The organism is Streptomyces sp. NPDC005752 (assembly GCF_040630715.1).
Classification (GTDB): domain Bacteria; phylum Actinomycetota; class Actinomycetes; order Streptomycetales; family Streptomycetaceae; genus Streptomyces.
The window spans coordinates 94420-112053 of sequence record NZ_JBEXYB010000009.1; the positions used below are offsets into that span (position 1 = coordinate 94420).

13 protein-coding genes and 3 pseudogenes are annotated in these 17634 nt (G+C 70.9%); 6 read left to right on the forward strand and 10 right to left on the reverse strand.

Annotated features, from left to right (window positions below; all coding sequences use genetic code 11):
* Positions 1 to 140 precede the first annotated feature (140 nt).
* The gene (locus ABZ441_RS09975; protein ID WP_358970359.1) at positions 141 to 1085 is read left to right on the forward strand and encodes a mannose-binding protein; all 945 of its coding nucleotides are present in this window, start codon (positions 141 to 143) and stop codon (positions 1083 to 1085) included.
* A gap of 233 nt (positions 1086 to 1318) precedes the next feature.
* Here the strand turns inward: ABZ441_RS09975 and ABZ441_RS09980 are convergent, their stop codons facing one another.
* Together ABZ441_RS09980 and ABZ441_RS09985 are read right to left on the reverse strand one after the other, a co-directional pair.
* Positions 1319 to 2308 (reverse strand): sugar kinase, encoded by a 990-nt coding sequence (locus tag ABZ441_RS09980; RefSeq protein WP_358970362.1) that lies wholly within the window; start codon positions 2306 to 2308, stop codon positions 1319 to 1321.
* Complete coding sequence (locus ABZ441_RS09985; RefSeq protein ID WP_358970365.1) at positions 2305 to 2961, reverse strand: bifunctional 4-hydroxy-2-oxoglutarate aldolase/2-dehydro-3-deoxy-phosphogluconate aldolase; 657 nt, start codon at positions 2959 to 2961, stop codon at positions 2305 to 2307. The genes ABZ441_RS09980 and ABZ441_RS09985 overlap by 4 nt, the downstream gene beginning before the upstream one ends.
* Positions 2962 to 3384: 423 nt before the next feature.
* On the opposite strand from ABZ441_RS09985, the gene ABZ441_RS09990 reads away from it, so the two are divergent.
* The gene (locus ABZ441_RS09990) at positions 3385 to 5382 is read left to right on the forward strand and encodes a beta-N-acetylglucosaminidase domain-containing protein (protein WP_358970368.1); all 1998 of its coding nucleotides are present in this window, start codon (positions 3385 to 3387) and stop codon (positions 5380 to 5382) included.
* A gap of 253 nt (positions 5383 to 5635) precedes the next feature.
* Here the strand turns inward: ABZ441_RS09990 and ABZ441_RS09995 are convergent, their stop codons facing one another.
* The 5 genes and pseudogenes from ABZ441_RS09995 to ABZ441_RS10015 all read right to left on the reverse strand — a co-directional run bounded on the left by ABZ441_RS09995 (position 5636) and on the right by ABZ441_RS10015 (position 9585).
* On the reverse strand, positions 5636 to 6745 hold the full coding sequence (locus ABZ441_RS09995; protein ID WP_358970371.1) for a peptidase C39 family protein: 1110 nt from the start codon (positions 6743 to 6745) through the stop codon (positions 5636 to 5638).
* A 194-nt stretch (positions 6746 to 6939) separates the two neighbouring features.
* Positions 6940 to 8082, reverse strand: a pseudogene (locus ABZ441_RS10000) (3'-5' exonuclease); the annotation flags it as partial.
* A gap of 335 nt (positions 8083 to 8417) precedes the next feature.
* A pseudogene (locus tag ABZ441_RS10005) lies at positions 8418 to 8807 on the reverse strand (PadR family transcriptional regulator); the annotation flags it as partial.
* Positions 8807 to 8950: pseudogene (locus ABZ441_RS10010) on the reverse strand (IS5/IS1182 family transposase); the annotation flags it as partial. The pseudogenes ABZ441_RS10005 and ABZ441_RS10010, both read right to left, overlap by 1 nt.
* Positions 8951 to 9261: 311 nt before the next feature.
* Positions 9262 to 9585: a hypothetical protein gene (locus tag ABZ441_RS10015; RefSeq protein ID WP_358970374.1), complete on the reverse strand. Its 324-nt coding sequence runs from the start codon at positions 9583 to 9585 to the stop codon at positions 9262 to 9264.
* 197 nt (positions 9586 to 9782) lie between these two features.
* On the opposite strand from ABZ441_RS10015, the gene ABZ441_RS10020 reads away from it, so the two are divergent.
* The 4 genes from ABZ441_RS10020 to ABZ441_RS10035 all read left to right on the forward strand — a co-directional run bounded on the left by ABZ441_RS10020 (position 9783) and on the right by ABZ441_RS10035 (position 12335).
* Positions 9783 to 10091 (forward strand): transposase, encoded by a 309-nt coding sequence (locus tag ABZ441_RS10020; RefSeq protein WP_358970377.1) that lies wholly within the window; start codon positions 9783 to 9785, stop codon positions 10089 to 10091.
* Positions 10092 to 10323: 232 nt separating this feature from the next.
* The gene (locus ABZ441_RS10025) at positions 10324 to 11718 is read left to right on the forward strand and encodes a tetratricopeptide repeat protein (RefSeq protein WP_358970380.1); all 1395 of its coding nucleotides are present in this window, start codon (positions 10324 to 10326) and stop codon (positions 11716 to 11718) included.
* A 22-nt stretch (positions 11719 to 11740) separates the two neighbouring features.
* Complete coding sequence (locus ABZ441_RS10030; protein WP_358970383.1) at positions 11741 to 11881, forward strand: hypothetical protein; 141 nt, start codon at positions 11741 to 11743, stop codon at positions 11879 to 11881.
* A gap of 10 nt (positions 11882 to 11891) precedes the next feature.
* Positions 11892 to 12335, forward strand: coding sequence for a hypothetical protein (locus ABZ441_RS10035; protein WP_358970386.1), 444 nt, complete (start codon positions 11892 to 11894; stop codon positions 12333 to 12335).
* Between the two features lie 16 nt (positions 12336 to 12351).
* On the opposite strand, the gene ABZ441_RS10040 is transcribed toward ABZ441_RS10035, so the two are convergent.
* The 3 genes from ABZ441_RS10040 to ABZ441_RS10050 form a co-directional block, all read right to left on the reverse strand.
* Entirely contained in the window at positions 12352 to 13377 is a 1026-nt protein-coding gene (locus ABZ441_RS10040; protein WP_358970389.1) for a MarR family transcriptional regulator, read from the reverse strand.
* Between the two features lie 679 nt (positions 13378 to 14056).
* The gene (locus tag ABZ441_RS10045) at positions 14057 to 16741 is read right to left on the reverse strand and encodes an N-acetylmuramoyl-L-alanine amidase (protein ID WP_358970391.1); all 2685 of its coding nucleotides are present in this window, start codon (positions 16739 to 16741) and stop codon (positions 14057 to 14059) included.
* Positions 16742 to 16911: 170 nt separating this feature from the next.
* Positions 16912 to 17631 carry a hypothetical protein gene (locus tag ABZ441_RS10050; RefSeq protein ID WP_358970394.1) on the reverse strand — a complete coding sequence of 240 codons (720 nt, stop codon included), beginning with the start codon at positions 17629 to 17631 and terminating at the stop codon, positions 16912 to 16914.
* Positions 17632 to 17634: the final 3 nt, after the last annotated feature.

The window sequence follows — 17634 nt, forward strand, 5'->3', positions numbered from 1 at the left end:
GTCACCCGGAATTCGACGGCGAGGACCGGGCGACCCGGCCCCCTCGACGCGATGTCCGCCAACGCCTCGAGGGCTCGCAGGTGTTCTTCCGGCCCCATCGCTGCCCACCGACAGCTCCGCCACCGAGAAGGAGTAACCGCATGGCCTCCCAGCCCCCCACCCCCGGCGCGAACACGACGGCGGCCGCTGCCCCCGACGCGAAGGAGGCCGGCTCCCGGCCCGCACCGGCCGAGGAGACGCCGGCCCTCGTGGCCGCCCCCGAGGCGGAGGCCGGAACCCCTCCGGCCGGGGACACCGCGGCAGCCCCTCCCGCGGCTGCCAAGGCCGAGGCACCCGAGGCCGAGGAGGGTGTCGGCGTGGCGACGGCAGCCGTGACGGCGCCCGGAACCAAGACCGCCACGGGCGTCAACGGCGGCCGTCCCCGTACGCCGGTCCTGGCGGGTGCCGCCTTCCTCGGCGCGGCCCTGGTCGCCATACCCCTGCTGCTGGTCGGAAGCGCCAACGACAAGGGAGGGGACGACACGCCGATGCGGCCGGTGGCCGGGGGTGCTGACACCGTCCTCAACCCGAACTCCGCCCCCGCCGACCTCGAGGACTACGTGGCCGGGAAGCCGAGCCCGTCCCCGACCAAGGAGAAGCCGAAGCCGGTCGAACCGAAGGTCGTCGCCCCCGTCGTTCCCGCGCCGGAGCCGACGCCGAGCCCGTCCGCGACGAAGCCCAAGGCCAAGGCGAAGCCGAAGCCCAAGGCGTCCCCGAAGCCGGACTGGAGCACGGTGGCCATCTCCGCGCCGAGCGTCATCCAGGTCAACCAGGCCTGGACGACCAACCGCATCAAGATGGTCATGCAGACCGACGGCAACCTCGTGGTCCTCAACGAGCACGGTAAGCCGATCTGGGCTGCGATGACCTTCGGCCAGAACCACCGGGCGATCTTCCAGCCCGACGGCAACCTCGTCATCCACAACGGGGACGACCGCCCGATCTGGGCTTCCAAGACCCACGACCACCCGGGCGCCCAACTGGTCCTGCGGGCGGACGGCAGGGTGGTCGTCCTGGACAACGGCAACGTCGTCTGGTCGACCTGACACCCTTGCGAAGCAATCCCGGTCGCCCATGTGCGCCGCGTTCCCGCGCGATCGGCCACCGGCCGACGGAGTCAGGTGCGGCCGGGTGCCGCGTCGCTGCCCCCCGGTCAGCCTGTGCGGGCGATCCGATCGCGGCGTGCGCACGCACCGGTGTCCGGCACCGTGGACCGTTCACGGTGCCGGGCACAGGCCCGGTGGGCGTACGGCCGCCAGGCGGCGCGGATGACGGGTGGTCAGCGGATCGCGGCCCCCGGGGCGGCGTCGAGCAGGCCCAGTTCGTCGCGGCGGGGCAGCCCCTCCCAGTCGCCGTCCGAGGCCACGGCGAACGCCCCGAGCGTGTTGGCGCGGGCCAGACGTCCAGCCGGTGGCAGCCCGTCGAGCAGACCGGAGAGGTACCCGGCGCAGAACGCGTCTCCGGCCCCCACCGTGTCGCGCACGGGTACGCGCAGTGCGGGCTGGTTGTGCCGGGCGCCCTGCCGATCGCGGTACGCGGCTCCCTCTCCCCCGCGCTTGACGACCACTTCGCGCACACCGGCGTCCAGCAGCGCGTCCACGGCCCGTTCCTCGCCGTCAGCTGTCGCGGCGAAGGCATCCGTCACGACGGGAATTTCGTCGTCCGAGGCGATCAGGACGTCGAGGTGAGGCAGCAGCGGTCGAAGTGCGTTGCCCGCCTCCTCCGCGGTCCAGAGACGTTGCCGGTGGTTGACGTCCAGGGTGACCGTCCAGCCCTGGGCGTGCGCATGGGCGGCGGCAGCGCGGACGGCCTCCAGCGGGCCGGGGCCGAGCGCGCAGGTGATGCCGGTCAGGTGGAGGACTCGGGCGCCGTCGTCGAGAGCGGGTGCGATGTCGGCGGGAGTCAGCTGCGAAGCGGCGGAACGGCTGCGCCAGTAGTGGACGCGCGCCAGGTCGGCGACGCGACGCTCGCGGAGCATCCCGCCGGTGGGGGCCGTGGCGTGTGTGCCGGCGCGGGTGATGTCGACCCCTTCCCCGCGAAGCGTACGCAGCACGAGGCGGCCGGGCTCGTCGTCGCCGACCAGGCCCGCCCAGGCGGCGCGGTGGCCCAGCCGGGACAGGCCGATGGCCACGTTGGACTCGGCACCGGCCACCGTGGTCCGGGCCTGCGCCCCGACCGCCAGAGGCCCCGGCAGCTGGACGGCGAGCATGGTCTCACCGAACGTCAGCACATCGACGGAGGCGGGTACGGCGCCCGTACCGGCACTCATGCCCCGCCCCGTCCGTCGCGACCGCAGAGCGCGACGAAGCGGCGGGCGCGTCCGCGCAGGGCCTCGATGTCGCCGCCGTGCGCGGCGTCGCCCACCAGCGGCGAGCCGACGCCTACCGCGACGGCCCCGTTCGCGAGGTACTGCTCGGCGCTGGTCAGGTCCACTCCGCCGACCGGTACGAACGGCACGTCGGGGAACGGGTCCCGCAGGGCCTTGAGGTAGGCGGGGCCGCCGAGCGAGGCGGGGAACAGCTTGACCGCGTCGGCGCCCGCGCGCAGGGCGGCGACCGCTTCGGTCGGGGTGAGCGCGCCGGCCAGGACCGGCAGTCCGGCACGGACCGAGGCGGCCACGGACTCGGTGCAGGCAGGGGTGACGATCCACCCGGCGCCCGCCTCCCGGGCGCGGGCGACGTCGTCCTCGGTGAGTACCGTGCCTGCCCCGACGACGGTGCCGGGGCCCACCTCGGCGACGGCGCGGCGGACGACGCCGAGGGCGTCGGCGGTGTTGAGGGAGACCTCGACGAGCGCCACGCCCTCCTCCGCGAGGGTCAGGACGGTGCGCAGCGCGGCGTCGGGGTCCGATCCGCGCACGATGGCGGCCAGGCGGGTGCGCCGGAGCACTGTGCCGAAGCTTTCACCGTTCGGAGAATTCATATCGTTCACGTCATTCACGTCATTCACGTCGTTCGTCCAGGGTGGGGGACTGCGAGGAGCCCACAGAGGGCGGCCGAGCGGTCACCGTTCGGCGCAGGAGCCGTAGGTGCGGCGCCGTACCGGGTTGCACCGGTCCACGACGGCCGCGAGACGGCCGCCCCACAAGACGCCCGGCTGGTCCCGGTGCACCGGGCCACCGTACGCGTCGTGGCGCGGACACCGCCGATCCGCCTCCGGTGGACGTGGAACGCCCTGCCGGGCGGGCCCTCCCGGCCTCGACCGGAAGGACGGACACCGGCCCGTGCCAGGAGACCGGTTTCGCCTTTCCGAGTGCGCGATCTTGACACCGCCGCCGTCGAGTGGTGGTTTAGACCACTCCACCTGAATGTGGTGGTCCACTTACGTGGAGGTGCAGTGATCCGTATGTCTGAAAGCCATCCGTACTGTCTGCCCCGTGTTCCCCGGCTCCCCCTTCTCGGCGCCGCCGCCCTGCTGGCCCTGGGCACGCTCTCCGCTCCCGCGTGGGCGGCCGGGGGGTCTGCCACCACGGCGGCGCCCGCCCCGTCCGCGGCAACGCCCGTCGTCACCCCCACCCCGCAGAACATGAAGTCGGCGGGGCGCGACCTCAGAGTCCCGGCCCGCGTGCGCCTCGTCCTCGGTGACGACGTCGATGCCCGGAGCGCCGACCTCATCAAGCGGGCACTGACCGCGGCAGGGGCCCGTCACATCGAAACGACCACGGCCGGGGACGCCGCCTCGGCGCCGCGCGCCCACGGGGCGAAGCTGACCGTCGTGGCCGGTTCCGTCAAGGACAGGGCGGTGGCCGGCGCCCTCCGTGCCACCGGCGGCACCGTACCCGGCACGCTGGTCGCGGAGGGCTACTCCCTCGCCTCCCGAGGCGGCACCGTCGTGCTCGCCGGCAACGACGGGGACGGCATCTACTACGCCGCCCAGACACTGCGTCAGTTGGTGACCGGAAAGCACACCATGGCGTCCGTGTCGATCACCGACCACCCGTCCATGCCGCTCCGCGGCAGCATCGAGGGCTTCTACGGCGCCCCCTGGTCGCACACCGACCGACTCGACCAGCTCGCCTTCTACGGCGACATCAAGGCCAACACCTACATCTACACGCCGAAGGACGACGCGTATCTGCGGGAGGAGTGGCGCGAGCCCTACCCCGCAGACAAGCTGTCCGACCTGCGTGAGCTGATCGAGCAGGCGACCTCCCACCACGTCGACTTCACCTACGCCGTCTCCCCGGGCCTGTCCGTCTGCTACAGCGACCCCGATGACGTGAACGCCCTGAAGGAGAAGCTGGGCAGCCTCTACGACCAGGGCGCCCGCAACTTCTACGTGGCCCTGGACGACATCAGTTACACCAAGTGGAACTGCGACGGCGACCAGGAGAAGTACGGCGCCCCGGGCCGGGGCAGCGCCGGACAGGCGCAGGCCGACCTGCTCAACGCCGTGCAGCAGGACTTCATCGACCAGCGCGCGGGCGCCGAGCCGCTCCAGTTCGTGCCCACGGAGTACTCCGACACCGCCGACTCCGCCTACAAGTCCGTGCTGCGCGAGCAGTTGGACCCGAAGGTGATCGTGCAGTGGACGGGAACGGACGTCGTTCCCCCCTCGATCAGCCTGGCGGACGCCGAGGCCGCCTCCGCGGTGTGGGGACGCAAGGTGTTCCTCTGGGACAACTACCCGGTCAACGACTACGGGCAGACGACGGGCCGACTGCTGATGGCCCCGTACGACAAGCGGGAAGCCGGGCTGCACAAGGCGCTGAGCGGCATCGTGCTCAACCCGATGAACCAGGCCGCGGCGAGCAAGGTCGCCCTCTTCGGCGGGGCGTCGTTCGCCTGGAACGACGACGACTACGACCCGGACCGCACGTGGCGCGCGGCGGCCGGCTACCTGGCCGGCGGTGACCGCGCCACCACCCGGGCGCTGCTGGCCTTCTTCGACACCGAACACCTCGCGCCGACGTTCGGCGACACGAACTGGCAGCCGCAGGCCCCTGAGCTGAAGGCGCGTCTGGCGAAGTTCACAGATGCCTGGAGCAGCGGATCCCCTGCCCGCCGCCAGGCCGCGCTGCGGGAGCTCGGTGCCTACGCCGACGTGCTGGCCGCTGCTCCCGAGCAGATCCGCGCAGGCGTGGACGACCCGGCCTTCCTCGCCCAGACGAAGCCCTGGCTGGACGCCCTCGACGTATGGGGCGACTCCCTGAACGCCACCCTGGACGGGCTGCGGGCCCAGCTCCACTCGGGCGACGGAAAGGCGGACTTCGCCGAGGCCGCCGACCTGGCGGAGCAGGCCGCCGCGTTCACCACCATCCCGGGCACGACCCGGCCGCAGGGAAAGATCAAGGTGGCCGACGGGGTGCTGGACACCTTCGTCGAGCAGGCGCCGAAGATGTGACGCGCGACCCCGGGCGCCGAAACCAGGCGCCCGGGGCAGTCGGCCGTCGCGCCCCGGGGATCTGCGGACGAAGAGGCCGCGGACACGTCCTGCTCGGACTCGTGCCGCCGGGGGCCGGAGGTGAAGCAGCAGGGCCCGGATCCCGACGACCGGACCCAGCACGAGGAACGCCCGTAGGCTGCGACCCCTTGCCCGCAGCCCACGTACCGTCCCGTCCCACCCTGCGGCCTGCGCGCGGGGGCCGCGTCAGGGCCTACTCGCCCGCCGGTCCGCCGGCGCTCGCGTCGCCCGGCTCCGGACGCCCGATGGTCACGGCGCCGTGGAAGCCGTCCGGCGATACGGCCGACATCGCGTCGAGCGACGCGTCGGCGACCGGCAGCAGATGCGCGTCGACCCAGGTGTCCCCCGTCGCCGCGTTTGCCCAGGGGTCCTCGATCACTACGGCGCCGGGCGCGGTGCCGTGGCAGAGCACCCAGTGCGGAACGTCGAACCCCTGCATACCTGCGAGCGACACCAGGAGCAGCACGTGCTCCCCTCGCTCGACCGCATCCCGGATCGCGGCCACGGAGAGGTGGCGCGGGTCGATCGGAACGCCGATCCCGTCGGCGTCGTCACGCGACATGCGCTGGAGGCAGGCACGCCACTCCTGCTCGCTCTCGGAGAGGTGGCCGAGCATGACGGGCAGGTCCGTGTCCAGGTGGACCGCGACGGGCGACGACGGCCACGCCCGGCGCACCGCGACTCCCAGTCCGACGGGCTCGCACGCCTGGAAGTTGGTCGCGTCGCGCCAGAACGTCAGCTCCGCCCGGCGGTCCAGCGCCTCCCGTGCCATCGCCCCCGCCTGCGTCTGCGCGACCAGCGCGGTGACGGCGCCGCAGGTGAAGTGCGTGCTCTGCCCGTAGTACGGGGGCTCCGTCACCGCGGCGTCGCCGAGCCAGCGGACGTATCCGGTGGTGGGTCCGGCCGCGCCTGCGGACTGCGCGAGCGGATGACGCAACGGTAGGAAACCGGCAGCGGCGGCGGACTCCGCGCTTGCCGTCCATCCTTCCCACTTGATCTGCGCGAGCTCCAGACCGCGTGCGTGCGCGGCCACCGCCTCGACGGCTGCCGGCACGTCGCCGACGGCGTCGACGATCTTCAGATAGGCCGTGTGCGGGCGGGCCGTGACCAGTGCGGCAGCGGTCCATTCCTCGCCCTCGTCGCCCTGGACGGCCACGATGTGCGGAGCTTGGGCCGACCGGTCGACCGAGTGCCAGCGTGCCACCACCTCGTCGTGTCCGAGGTGCCTCAGCGGGGCCGGCGTGGTGCCGGGTTCGAACGGGACGACGACGTTTCTCACGGGCGTTTCCTGCGGGGCTGCCACGGCGGTGCTCCTTGCGGGTCGGAGGGGACGGGGACGGGATCCACCTCGCGGTGTCATGACGGCACCCACTGCCTGTGGCCTGCCTTGTGGCACAGCCTGCCCCACCGCCCGGACATGAGAAGAAGACAGGGCCCCGCCGTTCCGGCGGGGCCCTGTCGCCTGCTCCCGGACCGACGCCGGAGCAGCACGCCCCGTCACCCGGGCGGAAGCAGCGGTGAGAGGAAGCGGCTCGGCTCACCGTGCCAGGTGATGGCGAGCGCGTCACGGGCACGGGTGGCCGCGACGAAGAGCAACGAGCGCGCACGGTGCAGTTCGCGCTGGTGACGGCTCGGGTCCGTGCGCTCCCACGCGTCCACGGAGGTACGGGGCACGAGTCCTTCGGACACCCCGGCGATGATCAGACAGCGGTACTCCAGTCCCTTGAACCGGTACATGGTCCCGATGTGGACACCCTGGTCGTTCCGCGGTCCGTCCTGGGTGATCTCCGTCGGGGTGATGCCGCGTCGGGCGAGACGGTCGGCGAGTTGGGTGACCATGTCGTTGGTGGGGACGCAGATCGCCGTGGACTCGCGGGGCACGTCGTGCCAGGCGCACAGTTGCTCGACGACGAGGTCCATCTCCTCGTCCCAGCTCCGTGCGCCCGCCAGGGACGGGCGTGAGCCTTGGAGGACGGAGCGGTATCCGGCGATCGTGTCGGCGCTGCCGTCCAGGTCGTCGTAGCCCGCGTCGTCCAGGTCGTCGTAGCCCGCGTCGTCCAGGACCCGGATGGCGTCGCGGAGGATCTCCCTCGTGGTCCGGTAGCTGAGGGTCAGCCGGGAGGACCGGCCTCGGATGTGGACGCCGAGGCTGCCGAGCGTGACCTGGTTGTCGTAGATCCGCTGGTGCGTGTCGCCGACGAGGAAGATGTCGTCGGGCTCGGCCGGCACCATGGCGCGCAGCATCTTCCAGTGTGCGGCGCTGAGGTCCTGCGCCTCGTCGACCACGATGTGCCGGTAGCGGTAGCGCAGCCAGGCCCCGGAACCGGCCTCGACGTGGAGGTTGTCCAGGCCTCCACGGTCGTCGCGCTCCTCCGACCGCCGGTCGATCCTGGCCTTACGGGCGATCTCCAGTCGTGCCGCTCGCTCGGCGACCTGGCGGTGGGTCTCCAGCCCCTTGGTCTCCAGACGTTGCGTGAAGCGCTCGGCCAGCTGCCAGATCCCGGCTCGCTCGGGGCGTGTGACGCTTCGTCCTCGCCCGGCGCGCCGGGCCGCGAAGTAGTCGCTCCGGGACGTCACGGCCTGGCCGAGGATGACCTGGTTCCATTCGTCACTGAGGAACTCGGCGCTCCAGCGGGTCTCGCCCGCCTCGGTCTGCTTCTGGGAGCAGACCGTCCACCCCGACCTCGCCGGCCCGAGGGCCGGCAATTCGTGGATCTCGCCGACCAGCCGGGATTTCATCTGGAGGTCAACCGTGTCTCGTGGGTCGCGGACCGCAGCATCGCGGTCGGCGAATTCGTCGGGCATGCCCTGCGAGAACCCGCCGCCGAGCCGAGCTCTCCCACGCCGACCGCGTAGTCGTGATCCTCCAGAACTGCCCCAGCTCCCCGAAGCGGGCGTGCCATTCCCAATGTGTCCGAGGCGTGGTCGGCGGAGGTGGGCAAGGGCATACCCGGAAGAGAGCGCCATTCCGGTACATTGGCGCCCGCCATGGCTTTGGCTGCGGTGAGCTCGCGCATCCGCTCTACATGTGCGGAGCACTGGAACCGGAGATACGCGGCAGCATTCGACTTCGATCCGTCGCAGCCCGTCTGTGTTCTTTCTGCGTTCTTTCTGCGTTTTTCTGTCGAATCGAGGATCGAGACCTCGACCTTGGCAAAGATCTCGTTGCGTTACGAGGGAGGGCGGTGCAGTAATCTCTGTGGCCCACCGCGCCATTTCACGCGAGCCCATGTCCGTCGAGCGGTAGAGGGTGCACTCCGGGCCACTGTCAGAATCGACACGTGCCGCCACGGCCAGACCGTCCCTCACAAGGCGCTAAGGGTTGTAAAGACTTGTCCGCCGGCGATCGGGCGCGCCTGCCGAAAACATCGTCGGCCTCACGAAAGGCCGTTGCCGCACCGATGCAGAACCCGGCCGCGAGTTGGGCGCAGGTATCACCGCACCTCAAGTGAGCAAGGGCGGGCAGAGTCCGCCGGCCCAGGCCCACCGGCAACCGTCACCACCGGCTTTCCGGTCTCGCGCCGCCGGGCCGGAACGGTCCTGTCAGACAGTCAGGATGTGGCTGGACAGATCGATCGACGACGGGCCGCCATGCACGCGAAGCTCTTGGAGGACACGAATGGGCTTGGTCAGAACCCGTCCACCAAGAGCTTCCTCACGTTGCACAGCGGCCCGCCTCGCCTGTGCCGCCGCAGAACCAGGCAAAGGCCTCAACGCGTACGGCTTCGCCGCAGCGCAGGCTGGATTCGAGGCCGAAAGGCGCACATGTCGCGCCACATTACATTCGACGCAGCATGTGCAATCCAGCGCTAAACGAGGTTAGCAGCCCACATTCTTGATGCCAGTCCCTGACACTCCAAGCATTCCACCGTAGCGGAATTCCTGAGTCTTGTTGGCACCGATCGAGAACTTCGGATCCGTGCGCAGTGCCATCGTCACAGTGAAGCACTTGGTGCTGGCACAAGAGTTTTTGACAGTGACATAGCGGTCATTTGCCCCGGTGCTCCACTTGCTCACCGTGACGCAACTAGCGAGGGGCTGAACTTCTTCCGCCCCCGAGTTTGCGGCAGCCTGCCCCGCCGTAAGACCCAGCGAGCCACCCATCACTATTGCGGTCACTGCCATGGAAGCAAACTTGCGCATATTTCAATTTCCCCTGTTTGATCGAACAGAATGCCGATCAGCTCAAACGTTCGAACTGATCAACGAAAGTAGTACCAGTCACACTCATCAGGCAGCAAGCAAGTATCTCGGTCTCGCCAAAAAATGGCTCGATCGGCCTTGATCCACTTTGACGGTCATCCGAGATCGGGGGATTCGTCCCCGGGAGGATGTCGATCATGGAGAGCGCGGGGAAGAAGCCTCGCCGCCCTCGCTGTTCGTTCCCGCCGGAGTTCAAGGCCGAGATCGTCGGGCTGTGCAGACGGGGTGACCGCTCGATCGGTCAAGTGGCCAAGGCCTTCGAACTGACCCAGGCCGCGGTGAGGGACTGGGTGAAGCAGGCCAAAGTCGATGCCGGCGGGCGCAACGGGCTGACCAGCAGCGAACCCGAGGAACTGGCCGCGTCGCGGCGGGAGAACCGTCGGCTGCGCGAAGATGTCGGTGTCCTCGAGCGGGCCACAGCTCTCTTCGCGAAGGAGACCCGGTGACGGTGCACCCGTTCATCGCGGCGGGGAAGCAGGCAGGTCACAAAGTCAATCGGGCGTGTGAGCTGATGAAGGTCTCCCGGACCGCCCTCTATGCCCGTCGCTCCGGTCTGACCCGGTCCTCGTGCGGTGCGGGACGCCGAGCGGACCGACCTCTGGTGTGATTTCCGGCCAACACCGGCGAGGGCATGTCCGGGCGCTGCGGCACGATCATCGCGAGCGGCTGTGCCTCACCGTGGGCGACACCAGGATCGCGTCCGACTACACGACCGCCACAGGGCTGTTGTTCGAGGATGTGCGGGACGCTTTCCGCGCCAGCCGTGCCGCCGTCAAGATCGCAGTGCTCGACTGCTGCAACGCGGGGCTCGCCGCGCAGGACTACGGCCGTCTCTCCCCGGACCGGATCCCCCCGGTGTCCGGCACCTACCTGCTGATGAGCAGCAGCGCGTTCGAGAGCTCCTGGTACGAGGAGGAGGACGTCCACGACGCGCAGACGTACTTCACCCGAGCCCTCGTGGACACCGTGCGGGAAGGTGTCGCCGGCGGGCCGGCAGGTCTCACCTTCGATCACATCTTCCCCGTGGTCGCCGACCAGCTCGTCGAGAACGGCAGGCCCGAGCCCGGCCGCCGAATCGAGGACAACGCCGCCGGCTGGGTGTTCGCCCGCAACAACGCCCCCGAGGCGCCGTCCGAGCCCGGAGGCGATCCCGAAGCTCTCTACCGCTCGGCGTACCGCATGGAGACCGAGGAGGGTGTCGAGCAGCTCCCCCTGATCACCTTGCGCTATCAGGCGGCCGCCGCGCCCGGACACGCGCCTTCGATGAACCGGCTGGGCCAGATGGCCGAGGGCCGGGTCCAGGCGAGGATCCAGGGCATCAAACCGGGGCCCGTCACCGGCGAGGCGCTCCAGGAGGCGACGGAGTGGTACACCAGAGCCTACGAAACCGGTGATCACGCGGCCCCGCTCCACCTCGGACAGCTCTACGAGGAGCAGTACGGCAACCAGAGGCAGGCACTGTCCTGGTACGACCTCGCCGACCGCCGGGGCAACAGTGCGGCGAAGGAGCGCCTGACCGGGCTGCAACAGCGCATCCGTCTCGGGATCGGCGCGTCCCCGCGGCCTGAGGACGGGAGCGTCGGGGAGCCGGACGAAGACACCGGGACAGGACTCACCTACGCCGGTCAGGCCACCGAGCTGCTGCGTGGGCAGTGGCTCGCGGAGTGGGGCGACACGGCGCCTGAACACCTGGCTCTGGCCGAGTGCCTCGATGTGCTCGCGGAGGCCTGCGGCGGAACCCATGGCGAGTGGGGAACCCTGCCGCAGCCGGAACAGGCTTACGTGCTGCGTCACTTCACCGACTCGCTGCCACGCAGGACGGAGCTCGTGAAGGCGTCACGCCGCTACTACGAGTCCGTCGGCCCGGGCAAACTACGCGCCCACGCCGCCCGCCTCCGCCGCCGGGCGGAAGAGGACCCCATCGCCCCCCCGGCACGGGAGAGGCGCCATGACGATCCCGAACCTCAGCACGGCACTCCGGCAGACCCTCGAACGCCACCGATTCTCGCTCCTGCCGCAGCCGGGAGTGCCCGTCGGCGAGGAGACCGCGCACCTCGTCCTCGACCAAGGTGAGGAGACGTTCCACGCCGGGCGCGTGAGCCACGACCGGGGGCTATGGTCGGCCTTCGCCGTCGTCCGCCCGCAGGGGCTCTGGCGGGCCGACGAGGTCGGCCGGTACGAGTCGTTCGAGGATGCCGTGCTCGCCGTCCTCATGAGTTTCACGTACGTGGAGTAGGAGGCCCGGAATGCGTGTCGAACCCCGGTTCCGCGATCAGATCAGATGTCTCGTCCTCAAGGACCGCAGGGCGAAAGCACTCGACGAGGCCCTCTCCCCCGGGGACAGGATCGCCTTCAACGGCTTCCTGGTCTCGGTCGTCGCCGAACTTCTCGCGCCCAGGCTGGGCGACCGGTGTGGCGTCGACGAACTCGCGGTCTTCAGCGACCAGGTCGCCGCCGCACACCGCGACGAGCGACGACCGGTCAACGAGTTCGTCGTGGAGGAGATCCTCCGTGAGGTGTACGGAGTGCCACGGCTCTTCCTGACGGACCCTGTGCCGCCCAGAACCGTATCGGCGGCGGGCGCGGCGATCGTGCGGTACCTGAACAACACGGACAGCACCGTCGCCGCCGACATCGACCGCATCCTCGACACCGCCGTGGAACTCCGCGGGCGCCGCGACCCGCATTGAGGCCGTTGCCGGTGGGTCAGGGAGTACGCATGAGGTTGCGGAGGCCGGCGACGAGGGCGGGGACATCGCGTTCGATCTGCTCCGGGACCTCCGGCTCCGGCGCATCCGGGTTCTGGAGCTCGGTGTGGCAGGGGCGGCAGAGGCCGTCCGGGAGCGCCTCGGCCGGGCCGGGGCGGCCGCATTCTGTGCACTCGACCAGGAGACCGCGCACGGGAGTGCCGGGCGGGCCCTGGGTCGACGCCGGTGCTGTGGGCAGCCGGGGCGGCATCTTGTCGGTGAGGCGGCGGCGTACGAGGCCGACGGGCGATCCGATGCGCTCGGGGAGCCCGGCGGTGAGCGCCGAGGTGAGGTAGCCGGCGCTGACACCGCGTGCGAACCAGGCGGCGGCGAGCGGTTCCAGCGCGGTGCAGTCGGCCGCGGAGAGCGCCAGGTGGGGTTCGCTGCGGCCGAGTTCGGCGAGGGCGAGGTAGGCGGGGGAAGGGGCCGCGACAGCCGTGGGGATGCCTGCGCTCGGCTCGGTCCGCGGTGCCGGGGGCGTGGGCGGGTTCGGTCGCGCCGTGGTGCCTCGCTCCGCCGCGCGCTGCTGGGGTACGACCGCCGGCTCGGCGGCGGGTGCGGGTGCCTGCTCCAGGTCGGCGGCGGCCTCGCCTGCGAGCTTGGCGGTCCACCACTCGTTGTCGTGGGCGGTACGGGACCAGTAGGTGAGCGTCACCCACCGGCACTGGCCGTCCCCTTCGACCCGGCAGCGCACACGGCGCAGATGTCCGGCCACGGCGAGGGCGCGCAGCGCGGTGCCGATGGCCATCTGGCCGTACAGGGGCATGTCCTTGGCCAGCGACTTGATGTCCATGGCGGCACCGTCGGGCAGGTGGTCGACGTACCCGGCGACAAAGCGCTCCCGCTCGGACAGCAGGGCGAAGGCGCTTGCGCTGGAGGGTCCTTGGGACGGGACGGTCTGCTTGCCGTAGCCGGTGTGGGCCTTGCGGTAGGGGCGCGAGGCTGCGGGGGCGGGCGGGGCGGAGCTAGGGTGCTGGGTAGCCACGAGATCGTCCTTCTGGGTGCTCGATCTTGGGTCAGACCCCGGCCGGTGCGCCTAACACCGCGTCGGGGTCGTCTCGTTGTGGGCACCGTAAGCAGGCGCGACTCTCCGCTGCAACTCGATCACGATTAGTCATACTTGCTGGCCGTGACGGGGTGGGGAGGGAGGGGAGGTTTCCCCAAAAGCCCTTACCTACCTCCCGGATGAACAACACAGCTCGAATCCCGGAGCCCGACACTCGACCCTCGGAACCCGAAGCTCAAGCGTCGGTCCTGGGCACCTCCCCGGACCCCCGAACGAGTGAATGAACGCTGCGCGACGCTCGAACCCCGAGATTCGAGACCCGAGCGCCGTACCGAGGTGCTTCCCCTGCGCTGCCTCTTCGGGTGAGTGCCGGCCCGCCCGGAGCGCAGTCGGAGGCCCGCGACCTGAGCGAAGAAGTCCCGCTCTCCCGGTTCCGGAATCACCACGCACTCCACATGCCATGTCGTCGAGGGGACTTCAGAGTCTTCTCGTCAGCCGCAGCGAGCGCCGAACGAGCGTCGCAGCTACCGCTCCTCTGCATGGCGAGCCCGGTGTTCGGGCCGCCGCCGTCGGCGATCGTGCGTCCGGCGGAGCCCCGTGACATGGGTGAGGGGGTGGCCGGGCGCATCACGCCCGGCCACCCCCTCCGTCCCATGTGTCAGGGCGTCAAGCTGTGGCCCAGGTGGCCGCCGCTCTCCGTTCCGAGGACCGTACGGGTGAGGTAGAAGCTCGCTGCGACGCTGATGCCGCCGCTGCCACTGGGCAGGTGCAGCAGGACGCCGTTACCGGTGTCCTCTCCCTCCACGCCGACGGTCAGGTCCGCGCGGCCCCAGCCCGACAGGTCCGTGAGGCTGACGGAGGAACCGAACCGGTCTCCGGACTCCGTGGACCCGACGATCTGCGCGGTGTCCTGCGAGTAGGCCACCGAGCCGCTCCCCGAGAGCCCGGCCGACGTCGAGGCGAAGAGGACCGCCGATCCGGCGTCCTTGCGCGCGACGCCGTCCCGGGTGAGGTCCTCGCCCGGCGCTCCGGCCACCACGTCCGCGTAACCGTCGAGGTTGAAGTCACCGACGGAGACGGCGGTGCCCATGCCGTCTCCGGACTCGGCTCCGCCCGGGACGCCGGTGGAGTCCTGGTGGAGGCGGGTGACGCCGGAGAATCCGGTGGCTGCACCGTAGACGGCCATGATCGAGCCGCCCGGGACGGTGGTGCCGGCCTCCTTGCTGTCGGGCTGGCCGACGACGATGTCCGCGTAGCCGTCACCGTTGAGGTCGCCGGAAGCGATACTGCGGCCACCCTTCACCGAGAGGTTGCCGACCTTGCCGAGACCGGTCTTGGATCCCTTGAACCAGGTGATGCGGGCCGTGCCGCCGGTGTCGCGCCAGTTGAGGGCGATGTCGCCGTAGCCGTCACGGTTGAAGTCACCGGCCGCCGCATCGGTGTAGGCGACGGCTCCGGTGGCCGTGCTCAGAGTGCCGGCCGTGGTGGCGCCATCGGTCAGGCGGACGTTCCAGCTGCCGCCCTTGCCCACTCCGGCGCTGAAGACGTCCGCACGGCCATCGGCGTTGAAGTCGCCGACAGCCAGGGCCGAACCGAGCTTGGCTCCTGCCGGGGTGACCGCACCCGTGGTGTAGGACGTGCCCGTGGAGAGGCCGGGGCCGTAGAGCAGGGTCACCGAACCGCGGTCGGCGGAACCGCTGGTGTCGTCCTCGCCGGGGGCACCGACCACGAGGTCGGCGTAACCGTCGGCGTTGAGGTCGCCGTACGCGGTGGTCGTACCGAAACCGTCGCCGGACTCCGAGGAGCCGGGGACGCCGGCACTGTTCTGGTTCACGCTCTTCTTCGAGGTGCCCACCGGGCCGTCGGAGGCGCCGGGCACGACGGTGACCGAGCCGGCGCCGGAAAGGGCCCGGGGCGTGCCGGCGACCACGTCGGTCACACCGTTGCGGTCGAGGTCGGTGGTGCCGAGGGCGTGCGAGATGCCGGGGGTCGCGGCCAGCTTCCGGATGAGCGGCAGCTGGGAGTAGAGGTTCCTGCCCGGGCAGGCGGTGTTGTTGGTGTCACGGTGTCCGAAGACGGCCGGCAGGGTCACCTGCGTACCCTTGGCGATCTTGTTCCCGTCGACGCCCGCGTCCCCGGCCGAGGTCAGCGTGACCTGGGCCGCCGGGCTGACTCCGTACTGGCCGAGCCGCCAGGCCGCGATCCGCGCGATGGCGTCGAGGGCGGGCCTGGTGGGCTTGGCGCTCTCGAAGTTACCGAGGTAGGAGATGCCGATGGTGTTCGTGTTGAAGCCGTAGTCGTGCGCTCCGCGGACCGGCAGGTCGGTGCCGCCGCTGCGGCCCTCGAAGATGCGCCCGCAGCGGTCGACGAGGAAGTTGTAGCCGATGTCGAACCAGCCCTTGGCGAGATGCCCCTGCTGGACGGTGCGGACGCGCTCGGCGGAGTCCGTGCAGGACTTGGAGTTGTCCAGGTCCACGCCTGTGTGGTGGACGACGATCGCGTCGACCTTCTCGGAGTACTCGGGGGTGCCGTTGTACGCGGTCGACGCGCCCCACTGCGCCTGGGACAGCATCGGCGGCGCGACCACGGTGGACGGCGGGGCCGTGGGCACGGTGGGTGTGGGCTCGGGAGTCGGGGTCGGCGAGGCCGTTTCCGTGGCCGGGGCGGTCGTCTCCGGCACCGGCAGGGTCGGCGACGGGTCGGTGGGCGCTGCGGTGGCGCCCGGCGAGGAGTCGTCCGAGGGCGAAGGCGTCGCCGCGGGGTCGGTCGTCCCGGACGTGGGGTCGCCGGGGGCCGGGGTGACCGTCTCGGCGGCGAACGCCGCAGGCTCCGTGACCAGGTGGCGGTTGCGCTCGGGGTCGGTACCGGGGTCGATCAGCTTCACGCTGATGCCCGCGGGCAGGTCCTTGACCGTTCCGTCCCCGGCCGTCACGCGTACCTCGACGGCGTCGGAGCCGCCCGTCCACAGCACCTCGGTGCCGCCCAGCACGCCCGGGCGCCGCGCCTCCGCACCGTCGGCCGCCTGCTCGACGGCCAGGGGCGTCCACTCCGACCACTGCTCGGTCTCGACACTGCGCGCACGGGCCTGTGCCGTGCCGTCCAGCACTGCCTTCGGATCACGCCACGTCAGCATCAGACCGCTGAAACGTGCGGTGTCCTGCCGGTCGGTCGCCTTGCGGGTGGCAGACCGGTCGGTGACCTTGAGACTGCGGACGGACGGTTCCCGTGCCACGGCGTGATTGCCGGGCGCATCTCCCGGAACGGCCACGGCATAGGTCACCAGGCCCGCCCCGCCGACAACCAGCGTGCCGACTGTCAGCCAGGCTCTTCGCTTCAGGCTCAAGGGCGTGTATGCGTGCGTTCTGCGGGGACTCAAGTGGGCTACCTCTCACGAAGTTCGCTGCCGGCCCACTGTTCGCGCAAGGGCCGGCATCTACCCAGCGCACACCCTGCCTCAAACGTCACACCGCCCTCGTACATCTCCTCAGCGGAGTAGCGCCGTACAGGGCCGGATCAGGACTGCCCGTTCCCACCGTTGCCTCGCTCCGCGCTCCGGCCCTTCGACGGGGAAGCCACCGGGTGCTCCTTGGACCGGCCGTGGGCCGACCTGGTCGGCTTCGCGGGCGTCGGGGGATCCAGCGTCGCGCAGTAGGCGTCCACTGCGTCCTCTCCTCCTGCGGCGTCCGCCAGTTTCCGGAAGGCAGCACCCTGGTGCCGGTGGTCCTCCTTGCTCCACACGCGGCACAGCGCCACGTGCTGGGCGGGCGGAGCATCGTGCGCCGTACCGGACGCCGAGGGTGTGGGCGACGGCAGGCTCCGGCCGGTCGGTTCGGACGTCCCGCCGGTGGCTGTCCCGGTGGGGCTGCGAGGAGCGTCCACGACCGGAGGGGGCTCGGGCCTCCGTTCAGGGGTGTCGGCGTCGGCGAACGGCACCGGGAGAACCCCGGTGCCGGCCGCCAACGCCACACCACCGAGCGTCACGCTCGCGAGAGCGGCACCGAGCGCCACCCTCAGCGGGACTCGGGCGGAGGACCGGCCGCGGGCCGGACGCCAGTCGTCGCGTCTGCGGGGACGCTGCGAGCCGGCGCCCTCGGTGGCACTGAACGCCTCCCGGAACGCCGCGAGCGCCCGCTCCGCACCCTCGGGCTCGGCACCACCGCGGACAGCATCCGCAAGCCTCTCGATCTCAGGCGTGACGAACGCCGCGTCAGTCACTTGCGCCTTGCGCCTCATGCC

Excerpts from the sequence above, each read along its gene's own strand:
- ABZ441_RS09975 (WP_358970359.1), top strand. The coding sequence starts at position 141 with ATGGCCTCCCAGCCCCCCACCCCCGGCGCGAACACGACGGCGGCCGCT.
- ABZ441_RS09980 (WP_358970362.1), bottom strand. The coding sequence starts at position 2,308 with ATGAGTGCCGGTACGGGCGCCGTACCCGCCTCCGTCGATGTGCTGACG.
- ABZ441_RS09985 (WP_358970365.1), bottom strand. The coding sequence starts at position 2,961 with ATGAATTCTCCGAACGGTGAAAGCTTCGGCACAGTGCTCCGGCGCACC.
- ABZ441_RS09990 (WP_358970368.1), top strand. The coding sequence starts at position 3,385 with ATGTCTGAAAGCCATCCGTACTGTCTGCCCCGTGTTCCCCGGCTCCCC.
- ABZ441_RS10015 (WP_358970374.1), bottom strand. The coding sequence starts at position 9,585 with ATGCGCAAGTTTGCTTCCATGGCAGTGACCGCAATAGTGATGGGTGGC.
- ABZ441_RS10020 (WP_358970377.1), top strand. The coding sequence starts at position 9,783 with ATGGAGAGCGCGGGGAAGAAGCCTCGCCGCCCTCGCTGTTCGTTCCCG.
- ABZ441_RS10035 (WP_358970386.1), top strand. The coding sequence starts at position 11,892 with ATGCGTGTCGAACCCCGGTTCCGCGATCAGATCAGATGTCTCGTCCTC.
- ABZ441_RS10050 (WP_358970394.1), bottom strand. The coding sequence starts at position 17,631 with ATGAGGCGCAAGGCGCAAGTGACTGACGCGGCGTTCGTCACGCCTGAG.